Here is a 12,760-nt window from a genome sequence, read left to right as displayed (position 1 = left end):
TTTTAGATGCTATCATTCCTGTCCCCCAAGAGTTAATCTAGATTATATAATACTTCCTCAATATATTCCTTTAGTTCTTTTTTCACTTCTTCCAACGGTTCATCCAATAGTTCCCCAATGATCTTGCTGCCGGGGATATTTTTTGCAGTAGGCACTCCCACTATATAACGATCGCATTCCCATATCTTAAGAAGATGCAAATCAATCAGTTCATCATTTTCAGATATTCCAATTGAAACGGAAGACCTGTATCCTGGCTGAAATGGGTCATTTCCCTCTCTATCGAATCCGGCATCAAAATCTACATTTTTCTCGGCAAAAATGGGCTTGTAGCTGCTTAGCAGTTTTTCGACATGGCTCTTTAATGCCAATTCCGTATTTCGGATTTTTCCCTTCAGTTCTTCACTGAAATCTTTTTGTCGAAATTTCATAGGCAAAACACTTCCCTTCAAAAAAAATAGCATCCCTTATTTCCAGGAAATGCACTTATTTAAGTTAAAGAGTATTTGAAATCACATATTGGTATTTTCATATAGAATCTTAAGGCAATTTAATGCTTCATTGTCACAAGAAATAAAGGAAATGTCTTCAAGTTTAAAAAACGATTCGCCATCAGGATCTCCATCATCGGTCAGGTTGGATACGATAACAATATCTTCTGAAATATCTTTTATAAAGCCTTGCACAATGCTGCTTTCAAATAGTTCCACCAATGTGGCGCAACGGTTTTTTTGGGCGAATTCCAGGAATCCAATCAATAAATCTTCATTGTCTATATCGATTTTTAAATGGTTTTGTTTTTAGCTTTATATAACTTTTCGATATTTTGTATATATCGGGTTTCTGTATTTAGCTGATAAATATCATCTGTTTTAATAAGAGAAAAACCGTCATTCATTCCATTTGGTGAAACATTGGCTAAAATGGTATAGTCTTCTGAAACATCCAATACTTTGGCAACGGAAAATTTCTCGCCATCTTCAATATCGGTATAGATCTCCACCATTTTCTCTTGATTTGCAAATGCCTGCAATTGCTTGAACATAAACCGTTCACACCCTTTCATTCGTTCTTTTCTTGTATTGCATTAATGTGTATCTCCTATGATACCATTAGACAGTCTTGACTTCAGCGCATTATCCTGAAGGGATTTTACAGTCCTCAGTCCCCCAGTTTATGCAGCCTCGCTACCACTTTATTTTTGCCATCTGTTAAAGCACCCAGTTCTGGAAAAGTAAATATCAATACAAATAGTGCAAGTAAAATAAAGTTTCGTAGCCCCCTCGCATTTTGAGTTGTTCAACCACTTTGTCACAGCATCACCTACCTTATTACTAGAACAAAAGAGTTACATGAATTTCTTGATGAAGCAGCAGAAAAGTATAAGTTTGATCGGAATAATATGATGGAAATCGGTTATTCAAACGGGGCTACATTGCTGCAAGTTTATTATTTCACTTTAAAGATGCCTTAAAGGGTGCCATCCTACATCATCCAATGGTACCGCGAAGAGGAATTGATTTACCTGATTTTCTCGGGGAAGTTCGTTTTTATTGCAGTTGGGACAAATGATCCAATCTGTTCAGCAATCAAAAACCGGGGCATTCCATTGTCCAATAATTGATTATGTTCACAAAAGGCAATAGGTCTGATTCATTGCCACCTGTACCGTGGAGCAATAACAACGTCGGCTTTGTTGGATTTTGCCCCTGAATCAAATGCGCCTTGGCGTATTTGCGCTCAGATTTTATCGAGCCTTGCTCGATAAATTTCCTCTAAAAATCTGTGGCATCCGCCGGAAGCTTTAACTTTATTTAGCCGGGGTTTGAACCCCCACTGAATGGAATACCAATTTGCATTTCACTCACAACTTATAGAAGTGAGAGACTTTGCTGAATGAAGTGAAATAGATGTTTCATCATTTATCCCCTTTCAGGATTTTCCATTCTGTTTGTCTTATTGAATCAACGGAAAGCACGAAAACCACCTCTCTTGAAATTAATCCAATTCTCTTACCTCAATTGGAAACAAAGTCTTTTCGAACTGTTTTCTATAAGGCTCAAACTGCTCAGGCAACATGAACGTTTGTCCCATTGTCTCTTGTGACTCATCATGCGCGAACCCAGGAGGATCCGTCGCAATCTCAAACAGGATTTCCCCATGCTCTCTAAAATAAATGGCATGGAAATAATTTCTGTCCCTACAGGAGTTACCCCAAATCCATAACCTTCAAGATACTTTTTCCAATCGAGTTGGTCTTTGACGTTATTTGCTCGCCACGCAATATGGTGTACGGTTCCAACTCCCATTTGTCCACGTCCAACAGCGATCAAACTTTTTATATCAAGTTTTTTTAATTGAAGAAATTGGATTCTGAATAAAAAAAGTAAAAAACTAAACTGAAAGGGAGAGTCCAACTCTTCCATCATGCAGTTTAGTTTTAAACAGAGGAAGCTTTAATTCTGACTTTCACTTTCTTTTTTTGACGGAGGAGGTTGGCTGGGTGCTTCACCTTTTTTCTCACCGCCGCCTCCAGATCCGCCATTTCCCCCGGAAGGAAGGGGTTCCTTATTTCCTGGCGGCTGATTTCCTGAATTGCCTTTGTCATTATTGCCCTTATTGTCGTTCTCTTTATTTTCTTCCTTATTATCCTTGTTATTCCCGTTGTCTTTCGGTTTATTTTCCTTCTTATCTTCTACAGGCTGCTTATTGTCCTGGCCCGGCTTTTCTCGACCTGAATTTTCAGGATTGTTATTATTAGGTGTTTTCTGGTCTTTATTTTCCTGCTTTGGATCAGGTTCGTTCTGTCGCTCTTGCTTTTTCTCTTGTTCTTTCATTTCCTCCTTGGCATCTTCCTTCTTCTTTTCAACCTCTTCTTTGTTCTGTACATTGTTTTCCACATTATTTCTTTTATGTGGCTTATTTTCTATTACAGGATTCTTTTCCGGTGCGGCCCCTCTGACTGCCAAATCAACTTGATTTACCCTCACAACCGAAGAAGGCATCGTAAAATCAGGAGTTTCTTTGCCTTCGGAAACTTGAGACATGATTTGTTTAAAAATTAATTTGGCGATGTCATCATCCTTTGAGTGGATGAAGGTTTCCTGTGTCGTTTGATCGTACCCTGTCCAGACCGCAGCGGTGTAGAGAGTTGTGTATCCGGCGAACCAGGCATCCTTTACTCCCGGTCCGGAAATCTCCTCCGGAAGCTGATTCGTACCCGTTTTCCCGGCCAAGGGCAGCCCCGGAATGTTTGCCATCTGCCCTGTACCACTTGTCACAACCGTTTTGAGCATATCCGTAATCAGATAAGCCGTATAATCACTCATTGCCTGTACAGGTTTCGGTTGGAGGTTTTTTTCCTTGCCATCAGGGTAGACAACCTTCCGTACAGTATGAGGTTCGTTAAAAACACCCTCATTTCCAAACGCTGCATAGGCTCCGGCCAGTTGAAGAGGGGAGATCCCATCTCTAAACCCACCAATCGCATACGGTGGATACACTTCATCCAATTCAATGCCAAGCTTTCCGGCAAATTGCTTGGCCTCTTCAGCGCCTACTTCCTGCATAGCTTTAATGGCCGGGATATTATACGACCATTGCAAAGCCGTCCGTATTGATACGTATCCGTGGTAACGATTGTTCCAGTTTTTGAAAACTTTACCATTCATCACAATTTGTTCATCTTTTATTTGTTTGTAGGTAGGCCATTTTAACTTTTCAATCGCCGGTCCATAGGCCATAATGGGCTTAGCTGTAGAGCCCGGCTGGCGCTTTACTTGCGTGGCATAGTTGAAACCCCTTTGGATTTCTTTTTCCTCTGAATTACGGTTGCCGCCGATTGCCCGTACTTCCCCTGTTTTTGTATCTAAAAGGACGACACCCGCTTTGAATTTATCATCAGGATAATCAATATACTCGTTTGTCGTTAATACTTTTTCGGTAAATTCCTGTGCTTTTGGATCAAGCGTTGTGTAGATTTTTAGTCCTTGTGTATAAAGTGCTTTCTCGTCGATTCCTTTTTCTTTCAGCTCTTCGATAACATGATCCGTAAAGCTGTTATATTTGGTTTTTTCCCCTCGTTTTGTAAGCAGCTTGCCAACAGGAATGGATTGTGCTTCCATTTTTTCCTTTTCCGATATGTAGCCATGCTGTTCCATTAAAGAGAGAACTGTATTTCTTCTCTTCTCAGCCAGTTCGGGATATTTGAATGGATTATAGCCGCTTGGCCTTTGCGGGAGCCCTGCCAGTAATGCAGCCTCACTGATGTTTAGATCCTTCACCGACTTTCCGAAATACACTTCTGCTGCCGTGGCGACACCATACGCACCTTCGCCAAGATACACTTTATTGATGTACATTTCTAAAATTTCTTCTTTCGAGTATCGCCTCTCCAATTTTAATGCTAAATACGCTTCCTGTACCTTTCGCTTTATGGTTTTTTCAGGGGATAAAAAGGAGAGCTTGACTAGCTGTTGTGTGATCGTGCTGCCTCCTTCCGCCCCGAAGCCTTCACTAAGATTTGCCACGACCGCACCGCCAAGCCGTTTGAAATCAATGCCATGATGCTCCCAAAATCTCGCATCCTCAACAGATAAAAACGCATTCTGGACTGTTTTTGGCACTTGTTCCAAAGGGACTGTTTTACGGTATTCTTCTCCGGAGATATCGGTTACTTTCTTATTATTCATATCATAAATCGTCGATGACTGAGGAGCGATTAACTGCTTGGGATTTAATTTCGGCGCTTCTTTTACATAGGATATTGCAGTATACGCAAAGCCACCCGTAAGTAAGATGACGCAGATAAAAAATGCCATCACAATGTGAATGGCCAATTTTCCAAGTATTCTTTTTCTTTGATACCTTTGTTTTTTATATTGTTCGCGGCTAGGATAGCCATCCCCCATGACCACATTCCCCCTACTTATGTAATCATAACCCTTGATGTAATACCCGATTTTTTTCTTTGATAAACACGAAAAAAACTAAGAAAATGAACAAGAAATTGGTTTATTATCCACTATATGATTGTATATATCCAATACGATGAAATTGCATGTCTTCCTTTAAAAAGTGTTCGTCATAATAACTGATGAATCGTCATTTGAGGAATGAAGCGCCAAATAACTAGGAAAAAAAGACAGTCAAGACAAGGATCGGACACGAAAAAGACCACGAGCCCACAAAAAGGGATCTTGACGAAATTAGGGGCGGATTAGCGAATGTTTTTTTACATAATTGCAATTTAGAAGGAAGACTGCCATCTTAATCGCTGTATTTAAACTCATCAAGTTTCCCTTGTTATTTTCCGAATTTTTTGGTACTATATATCAAAAAGATACATATCAATTAGATAGGGTGATTCTTTTGAAAAAATATAATCATACAACCTATGCAATTCTTGGAATCTTAACGACAGAATGCAAATCAGGATATGCAATTAAGCAACTAATCGACCAAAGTTTAAATCATTTCTGGAAAATTAGTTATGGACAGATTTATCCAACACTAAAACTGATTGTGGAGGAAGAGTTAGCCACAGTCCATATTTCTTCTCAGGAAGGGAAGCCAGATCGAAAAGAGTATCACCTTACACAAAAAGGAAACATTGCCTTAAAGGAATGGTTGGAGAAGCCTGTCGAGCAAATACCTGTCGAGCGGAATGAGATTTTGCTTAAATTATTTTTTGGACGCCACCGGTCGAAGGAGAATACATTATTGCACCTTAGGGATTACAAACGAAAATTGGAAGAACGTTTCGAAACGTATAGCGGTATTGAACAGATAATTTCCACCAACAAGCATGACAGAGAAGATGCTACGTATTGGCTGTTCACCTTAGATTATGGGAAACGGATAACAAAGGCTGCTATTGAATGGTGTGGCGCAACAATGGAACAGTTTTTAAAAGGGGGAAATTAAATATGGCGAAACAAATTTATACCGGACGTTATACAACGGAGAATGAAGAAGACATTGTCGTGTTTCTTATCGGCATGCGGATTAACAAACGATATGCAGTGCACAAATGGCTACCAGTATTTAACGCGATGCCTGGGATGATTAAGGAGCTTTATACCAAAAAGGAAGAGTTAGGCTTTTTATCGATGGAAAGTTATTTTGGCCTTAGAACAACTGTCATGATCCAATACTGGCGCTCAATAGCTGATCTATTGGCTTATGCAAAGGGGGAAAAGCATTTGGTTGCATGGAAGAACTTTAATAAGAAAGTCGGAAATAATAATGCGGTCGGAATCTATCATGAAACGTATGAGCTGAAAAAGGGAAATTACGAATCGGTATATGGGAATATGCCTCTTTACGGTCTAGGCAAAGCAATGAAACATATCCCCATTACAGCGGAACGCATCTCAGCTCAAAAGCGACTCAAAAGCACATCAGGAACAAACCTTAAACAATCGAATCATTAACATAAAGCGGCTTTAACCTTTCTCCTAACTTTGACATAAAAACAGAAAAAAACAGGTTAAAAACATTGATTTTCGAATGTTAAACCTGTTTTAGTTCATGTCTATTTTTTATTCATAACTACCTCTCTGTTTAAGGATTTTCACCTTTTTCTATTTGATTTATCTCTCTATTCAAGCGGGCCATGTCTTTTTCAGCCATCTCCAGGAATTTCTTCAAGTCTTTTTCCCGCTCACCTGCCCCCTCTTTTAATTGCTGCTGGATATCAGAATAAATATCAAGGATTTGGTCAATCTGATCGCGCAAGTTCGCCAACTGTTCCTCAGGTTGCAAACGCTTGTCTGCAGCTGAATCAACTAATACTTTCTGAAACCACTCTGCCTGGTCAGCCCCGTCAAATTCTAAAAGGACATCAATCATTTCATCACTGTCTATCATCCCGGCGATAAACAGAAAAGGATCGGGCAACTGCACATCATGAATGAATCCCATATACGAGATTCTCGGCCATAAGCCAAATCGTTTGGTGGACATTCTCACTCCAACTCTCGAATGCTCCAACGACCGAACAAAAGAAATACGGTCAAGCCTCCCGGCGAGAAAACCTAAAAGTGCAATTCTTCCTGCATCCTGCACCCCTGTCATCGCAAAGTTCCGAATGACCGTCCATTTATCAGTTCGCTTTATCACAAAAATCACCTTCTTTTATCAACCTATCCTTGTACAATAATATATTCTTTATTATATAGCATTATCGTGTACAGGGTTCTATAAAATGATGAGGCAAGATTTCCATTAATGGAAGTCTTACGGACGGTTGCACCGGGATAAATGTTAAAATGATTTTCCCAGCTGATGTACTTATTGGGTATAGTGAGCTGCATCCAACCCTCTGATTTAATAATTATTTAAGAATTTCATAAGAAGAGATTTAGAATTGCCTCGTATGATGTACTCATATTGAAAATACAGGAGGTAATGAACTTGGAGGTAAACAATACTAGAATTCGTGTCGGGAGAATCATTTATTTCGCATTAGCCATCATTTTTACACTATGCATCATAGCCCAAGTTTTTTTTGCTGGAATGGCCATTTTCTTAAACCCAGGGGCTTGGATGAAGCACATGATATTTGTCCATTTGTTCGGGTTTAATGTACCCGTTTTAATGTTCATTTTCGCTGTTGTCGGAGCTATGCCAAGATGGGCATACTGGCAACTCTTCGGTGTGTTAGTTTCCATTTTCTTTATGTACTATACCGCAAATATTAAAGTAATGCTACCTTGGGCGGGTGCTTTGCATCCTGTTATAGGCATTCTGTTATTTGTTCTATCGTATTCGATCGTTTTAAAATCGTGGCATTTGATCATGAAAAAACCAGAAAGGGAGGACTGAAATATGCAGTTGGTTTTAGCCGTATTTACGGGGGCCATTGGAGATTTTATTCTCGGAATTGTATTATCTGGATTCATTGGCGTATTTGGAATGTTTTTATTTGACGAACCAATCGGCATTAAGTTTCTTCCTTATTTCACTGCTTTTCTCTGTGCGATAGTCGTACCAATCTGGACCAATAAGAAAATTCCAAAATCATTTAATCATAAAGGCTGTCAAGCACTCTTGACGGTCTTATTTCTTAACTGATCATCATCTTTTTATTATAATAAAGCAATAACTTTTATCCAATACTTTTAAACAATATGTAGGTGATCACATTGTCAATAAGGAAGCGATTAATTTTATCTAATATAGGGATGATTGTAATTCCGATTATAGGTTTCTTTTTAGTAGAAATCATTTTGGGGTACTTACTGTTCGTCGTTTTTAAAGGAAACCCTCAAGGTACGGAGTTAACCCTGTTTATTAGTATTCGATTTGTTGCAATGGTACTCATATTGGTTATAACAAATGGATTACTGACTTATTATATGTCGAAAAGCATCATAACCCCAATTAAAAAACTATCCCTTGCGGCAAATAAAATCAGTGAAGGTGATTTAGAATACAGCGTAAAATCCAATAAAAAAGATGAACTTGGCGAGCTTAGCAATACATTTGAGGCGATGCGTTTAAAATTTAAAGACGCAAAGGCGGCTCAGCAACAATACGAAAAAAACCGCCAAGAACTGATTGCCAGTATCTCGCATGATTTAAAAACACCTTTAACTTCAATAAAAGGTTATATTAGAGGGATTCAAGATGGAGTGGCAAATACCCCAGAAAAATTAGAACGTTATATGCAAACGATTCATAAAACAGCAAATGATATGGATCGCCTACTAGACGAATTATTTTTATACTCCAAGCTGGATTTACAGCGGCTGCCATTTCATTTTGAAAAAGTAGATTTATATTCTTTTTTTGCTGATCTTGTTGATGAATTAGCATTCAATTTAGAAAAAGACAATGGTACGGCAACCCTTTTAGCTAATAAGGAAGATTCCTATATCGTCGAAGCTGACAGGGAGAAATTGAAACGTGTTGTAACAAATATTCTCCAAAACAGTTTGAAGTATATGGATAAAAATCACAAAAAAATCCAGGTGCGGTTATTATCTAGTCCTACTGAAGTGATTGTAGAAATGAAGGATAATGGAGGCGGCATAAGCAAAGAAGATATCCCTTTCATTTTTGAAAGTTTTTATCGTACAGATTCTTCGAGAAACTCTTCCACCGGAGGCAGTGGACTTGGATTATCCATTGTTAAGAAAATAATTGAAGAGCATGGCGGGACCATTTGGGCTGATAGTAAATTAGGAAAAGGCACAAGTATATACTTCAATCTAAAAAAGGTGACATAAATGCAAAAGATATTAATCATTGAGGATGAACAAAACATTGCAGAATTGGAACGAGATTATTTAGAAGTAAATGGCTTTGAAAGTGATATTGCAACAACTGCTGAAGAAGGATTAAAACTCGCAATGACTGACAACTATGATCTTATTCTTTTAGATTTAATGCTTCCCGGGATTGATGGATTTGAATTATGCAAAAAATTGCGGCAAACATTGGATATACCCATTCTAATGGTAACAGCCAGAAAAGAAGATATAGATAAGATTCGGGGATTTGACCGGGGTGCCGATGATTACATCGTAAAGCCATTTAATCCAAATGAGTTAGTGGCGAGAGTAAAAGCCCACATATCAAGATATAACCGTTTAATCAATCGCGGCCATCAACGCAGTGACATTCAAATCGGGGGCCTCCTCATTCAAGGTGACTCAAGACGGGTGTATATTAAAGGGGAAGAGAAAATATTTACCGCAAAGGAATTCGATTTATTACAATTTTTGGCGGCAAACCCGAACATCGTATTCAGCAAAGTACATCTATTTGAACGCATTTGGGGATTTGATTCGATTGGAGACATGACAACCGTTACGGTTCATATCAGGAAGATTAGAGAAAAAATTGAGATTGACCCTTCCAATCCTCAATTTATCGAAACGATTTGGGGTGTTGGTTATCGATTTAAAAATTGACATATCCGCTAGTGCTAAAAGTTTTTCTTTCCATTGTATTCAATCTCACAGAAATGAACCTCTCATGACTAAATTCTGAAGGATGGATTTTGTTCAGCAATGAACTGAAGGGTTGCTCTACATGTCTCTCAAAGTGTTTCGTATTTGAAAATAGCTTTTGGCTCAACACTCTCTTTGGTATGTTACTTTGAATAGAGGGGAGGTAGATGCCCAACTGAAAACGGTTTTGGGGAAAAAATCCCAAAAATTCCTCTAATAAACTGAGTCGTTTTTCACTCAAATGTATAGAGATTATGTTATGATAATAAAGCGAAAACAAGCCGTGGTGGCGGAAAGGCAGACGCGCTAGATTCAGGATCTAGTGAGAGTACATCTCGTGTGGGTTCGACTCCCACCCACGGCATCTAGGAATGTGGCTCATCTTGGTAGAGCGCTTGGTTCGGGACCAAGAGTCCACAGGTTCAAATCCTGTCATTCCGATTTTAAAAATATAGCGATTATGCAAAAAGTGAACACAGTAATACCTTCTATGTACAAAATTTTCTAACAAACCCCGATCATCATTGATTGCGATCAAGATATACAGTTATAGGAGAATATTTTGCAAACCCCGATTTTCTTCAAAGCGTACAACGTCGCTCGTAGGTTTTGGGGTGTATCCATATATTTCTTTCACTTTATAAGAATGAATCTGTTCGTATACTTTCTTCATATCTTCAAAAATGGCCCTTTCAGATACCTCGCTATTTGCCCAGTACAATATTTCCAATTGGGTCTCTTTATTTCTTATAAAATCTTGATGTTTATAAACAATGGGCAGTACATGTTTAAATCCTTCCCGCTTATAAAAACGAAGTCTCTTTTCCGTATCCCGTTCGTCTTCATCAATCGGTTCCACTTCTAAAATGATTGGTTTATTTTTAGCTTTCAGCTTTGCCATTAATTGATGGCCAATCCCTTTGCCTCTTGATTTTTCTGAGACCCATACAAAATCGATAAATATAAAAGTTTCGAACTCTGCGTAAATTAAAACGTGATATTGTCCCTCGTCTTTACGGTATATCTCTTCTTTTTCTGATAATAGAGCATCAAATTGCCTTTTCGATTTCATTTCATCGACGGGAAAATACGTATTCAATTCTTCATACCAGCTCATTGGTGACGCTCCTTTTGTTTATTTATCCATCCTTAGTTATGATTCCATTTTTATTTTCTATTCTTCCATTAAAATAAAATTGCACCCAATGATAGGTATAGATACAATCCAATATATTATTTTCCTCTTACCTAAATGATTTAGTAGTATTTATTTCAACTTACGCATCCTAAGTAGTTATAAAAAAGTACAAAGAGAATTTTAATTTAGATCGGCTTTTGGCCAATCGAACAAGGCCCAGTTTTGGAAGTTTGATTTTGTTTCCTACAAAGGCAATATTTCCATTTCCATTCATCTGCACCAACTGCTACGGATACTGTTTTATTATCCTGAACAAGACCATGGATCATTCAGAAGGTTTCTAGCTGTCTTATGCTTCACTTTTTTGTTTTACTTCTTTACAGCATGAATGTAATGAATCGTTTCAAAGGCGGTTAGATAATCTTTACGATTGCTAAAATAAAGCTCATTGATTTTAGCAGGCGTTAAATGTTCATAGATGAGTAAACCTGACTTCTCTAACAGATTCTCGACTTCAGATTAGGAAAAACACGATTTCATTGGCTCCCCGCCAGCTGCAGCCATTTTCACCATGTTTTCCACTCTGTTGGACATTCCCTTTTCTTTAAAAAGCCTTTCGTCAGCATAATCGAAGACGATGGAACTTCCTGTCGGGACTTTGGCAAATAAATGATCAATCAAACTTGAAAATTCTTCTTTCGTTAAATAATAGGAGACGCCTAACAGACTAAAGAACGTTTTTTGGTTATCAAAGCCCTCATTTATCAGTTTTTGATAGGAAAACGTTTTGGTGAAGTCCATCGGGACAAAATGAAGATTACTCGGTATTTTGAAATTCACTTCCTCTAATCTTTTCTTTTTAAACTCCTGTGTTGCAGGGTAATCAATTTCAAATATTTCCAATATGTTTTCCAATTCCGGATGCCGAAAACAAAACGTATCGAATCCGGCACCAAGTATGACATATTGCCTTACCCCCAATCGAACTTCATGACGTAATACGTTTTCGCAATACGCCGCCCGTGCCAAAGGCGTTGGTGATAGTTGAACTTGTGTAATCCATTTTAGTATTTCTTCTGTATTATCCTTATATTTTTCCGCGATTTCTTTGTTGAAGAACTGTATGCCTTGAACCATGTTCTTTTTGATGTCATTACATTCTTTTTGTGAAATTAAACGTTTCGCCATGTAGTCATCAAAGATTTTAGGTGTATCAAACTGACTGTGATAGGCTCTACCAAAAGCAGAAATTAATGAAGTTAAGCTGGACTTGCCTTCTTGCATACAAATTCACTCCTTCATTGCAAAAAAATAGGATTCCCCCGGCCAGGAGAATCCTATTATATCATAAATGCAGATTATAGCATAAATAATTTTTTTGTCAAGAAAAATTTAGAGTGGCTATCTTAGAAGATTATTTGTAAAAATATACTTCCTAAAATCAATTATAAACCAAAGAGAGGAATTAGTGTGTTTGCAGCTGTAGGGGCAAGAGAAAAACTTATTCAAAAACGAAAAAAGTCCTTTATTGAAGATTATGTTGTCAAATTAGTTCATGAGGCTGACAAATTGGGATTTACTGAAAATGAAATTTATGTTTTGGGTCCGGGAGGGATCCGAACTTTTTCATTCCTGTAGACTTTATCGTGCAATTTGTTTGCGA

The 12,760-nt window shown here is 38.1% G+C and carries 12 protein-coding genes, 2 tRNA genes and 4 pseudogenes; 9 read left to right on the top strand and 9 right to left on the bottom strand.

All coding sequences use genetic code 11. The annotated features are described in order from the left end of the window. Positions 1 to 32: 32 nt before the first annotated feature. The 3 genes from DCC39_RS08335 to DCC39_RS08325 form a co-directional block, all read right to left on the bottom strand. A complete protein-coding gene (locus tag DCC39_RS08335; RefSeq protein ID WP_116554484.1) occupies positions 33 to 431 on the bottom strand; it encodes a hypothetical protein in 399 nt (132 codons plus the stop codon). 81 nt (positions 432 to 512) lie between these two features. Beyond that, on the bottom strand, positions 513 to 758 hold the full coding sequence (locus DCC39_RS08330) for a hypothetical protein (RefSeq protein WP_116554434.1): 246 nt from the start codon (positions 756 to 758) through the stop codon (positions 513 to 515). 26 nt (positions 759 to 784) lie between these two features. Then, a complete protein-coding gene (locus DCC39_RS08325) occupies positions 785 to 1,045 on the bottom strand; it encodes a hypothetical protein (protein ID WP_116554433.1) in 261 nt (86 codons plus the stop codon). Between the two features lie 282 nt (positions 1,046 to 1,327). Between DCC39_RS08325 and DCC39_RS08320 the strand changes: the two are divergent. Then, positions 1,328 to 1,597 (top strand): annotated as a pseudogene (locus DCC39_RS08320) (alpha/beta hydrolase); the annotation flags it as partial. Between the two features lie 401 nt (positions 1,598 to 1,998). Here DCC39_RS08320 and DCC39_RS19420 read toward each other — a convergent pair. Then, positions 1,999 to 2,348 (bottom strand): annotated as a pseudogene (locus tag DCC39_RS19420) (ring-cleaving dioxygenase); the annotation flags it as partial. 108 nt (positions 2,349 to 2,456) lie between these two features. Next, a complete protein-coding gene (locus DCC39_RS08310; RefSeq protein ID WP_116554432.1) occupies positions 2,457 to 4,910 on the bottom strand; it encodes a transglycosylase domain-containing protein in 2,454 nt (817 codons plus the stop codon). Positions 4,911 to 5,370: 460 nt separating this feature from the next. Between DCC39_RS08310 and DCC39_RS08305 the strand changes: the two genes are divergently transcribed. Together DCC39_RS08305 and DCC39_RS08300 are read left to right on the top strand one after the other, a co-directional pair. Continuing rightward, positions 5,371 to 5,925 (top strand): PadR family transcriptional regulator, encoded by a 555-nt coding sequence (locus tag DCC39_RS08305; protein ID WP_116554431.1) that lies wholly within the window; start codon positions 5,371 to 5,373, stop codon positions 5,923 to 5,925. 2 nt (positions 5,926 to 5,927) lie between these two features. Next, the gene (locus DCC39_RS08300; RefSeq protein WP_116554430.1) at positions 5,928 to 6,434 is read left to right on the top strand and encodes a DUF4188 domain-containing protein; all 507 of its coding nucleotides are present in this window, start codon (positions 5,928 to 5,930) and stop codon (positions 6,432 to 6,434) included. A gap of 130 nt (positions 6,435 to 6,564) precedes the next feature. On the opposite strand, the gene DCC39_RS08295 is transcribed toward DCC39_RS08300, so the two are convergent. Further along, on the bottom strand, positions 6,565 to 7,122 hold the full coding sequence (locus tag DCC39_RS08295) for a hypothetical protein (RefSeq protein WP_116554429.1): 558 nt from the start codon (positions 7,120 to 7,122) through the stop codon (positions 6,565 to 6,567). 294 nt (positions 7,123 to 7,416) lie between these two features. Here DCC39_RS08295 and DCC39_RS08290 point away from each other — a divergent pair, with 294 nt between their 5' ends. The 6 genes from DCC39_RS08290 (at position 7,417) to DCC39_RS08265 (ending at position 10,400) form a co-directional block, all read left to right on the top strand. Further along, positions 7,417 to 7,827, top strand: a complete 411-nt coding sequence (locus tag DCC39_RS08290) for a DUF6220 domain-containing protein (RefSeq protein ID WP_240613581.1) — start codon at positions 7,417 to 7,419, stop codon at positions 7,825 to 7,827. A 3-nt stretch (positions 7,828 to 7,830) separates the two neighbouring features. Then, a complete protein-coding gene (locus tag DCC39_RS08285) occupies positions 7,831 to 8,076 on the top strand; it encodes a DUF5957 family protein (RefSeq protein ID WP_116554427.1) in 246 nt (81 codons plus the stop codon). 71 nt (positions 8,077 to 8,147) lie between these two features. Further along, positions 8,148 to 9,233 carry a sensor histidine kinase gene (locus DCC39_RS08280; protein ID WP_116554426.1) on the top strand — a complete coding sequence of 362 codons (1,086 nt, stop codon included), beginning with the start codon at positions 8,148 to 8,150 and terminating at the stop codon, positions 9,231 to 9,233. Further along, entirely contained in the window at positions 9,234 to 9,920 is a 687-nt protein-coding gene (locus tag DCC39_RS08275) for a response regulator transcription factor (protein ID WP_116554425.1), read from the top strand. 319 nt (positions 9,921 to 10,239) lie between these two features. Further along, positions 10,240 to 10,323: transfer RNA gene (locus tag DCC39_RS08270), tRNA-Leu, on the top strand. A 3-nt stretch (positions 10,324 to 10,326) separates the two neighbouring features. Continuing rightward, positions 10,327 to 10,400: transfer RNA gene (locus tag DCC39_RS08265), tRNA-Pro, on the top strand. A 106-nt stretch (positions 10,401 to 10,506) separates the two neighbouring features. Here the strand turns inward: DCC39_RS08265 and DCC39_RS08260 are convergent. The 3 genes and pseudogenes from DCC39_RS08260 to DCC39_RS08255 all read right to left on the bottom strand — a co-directional run bounded on the left by DCC39_RS08260 (position 10,507) and on the right by DCC39_RS08255 (position 12,381). Continuing rightward, positions 10,507 to 11,076 carry a GNAT family N-acetyltransferase gene (locus DCC39_RS08260; RefSeq protein WP_116554424.1) on the bottom strand — a complete coding sequence of 190 codons (570 nt, stop codon included), beginning with the start codon at positions 11,074 to 11,076 and terminating at the stop codon, positions 10,507 to 10,509. A 211-nt stretch (positions 11,077 to 11,287) separates the two neighbouring features. Continuing rightward, a pseudogene (locus DCC39_RS19415) lies at positions 11,288 to 11,362 on the bottom strand (RNA-guided endonuclease TnpB family protein); the annotation flags it as partial. Between the two features lie 104 nt (positions 11,363 to 11,466). Then, positions 11,467 to 12,381: pseudogene (locus DCC39_RS08255) on the bottom strand (class I SAM-dependent methyltransferase). Positions 12,382 to 12,760 lie beyond the last annotated feature (379 nt).

Source organism: Pueribacillus theae (assembly GCF_003097615.1).
Taxonomy (GTDB): domain Bacteria; phylum Bacillota; class Bacilli; order Bacillales; family UBA6769; genus Pueribacillus; species Pueribacillus theae.
Note: the sequence above shows the minus strand (reverse complement) of the source record. Positions and strands in the feature narration are given on the sequence as shown.

Coding starts and splice junctions, on each gene's coding strand:
- DCC39_RS08285 (WP_116554427.1), top strand. CDS start 7,831: ATGCAGTTGGTTTTAGCCGTATTTACGGGGGCCATTGGAGATTTTATT.
- DCC39_RS08260 (WP_116554424.1), bottom strand. CDS start 11,076: ATGAGCTGGTATGAAGAATTGAATACGTATTTTCCCGTCGATGAAATG.
- DCC39_RS08325 (WP_116554433.1), bottom strand. CDS start 1,045: ATGTTCAAGCAATTGCAGGCATTTGCAAATCAAGAGAAAATGGTGGAG.
- DCC39_RS08300 (WP_116554430.1), top strand. CDS start 5,928: ATGGCGAAACAAATTTATACCGGACGTTATACAACGGAGAATGAAGAA.
- DCC39_RS08310 (WP_116554432.1), bottom strand. CDS start 4,910: ATGGGGGATGGCTATCCTAGCCGCGAACAATATAAAAAACAAAGGTAT.
- DCC39_RS08275 (WP_116554425.1), top strand. CDS start 9,234: ATGCAAAAGATATTAATCATTGAGGATGAACAAAACATTGCAGAATTG.
- DCC39_RS08335 (WP_116554484.1), bottom strand. CDS start 431: ATGAAATTTCGACAAAAAGATTTCAGTGAAGAACTGAAGGGAAAAATC.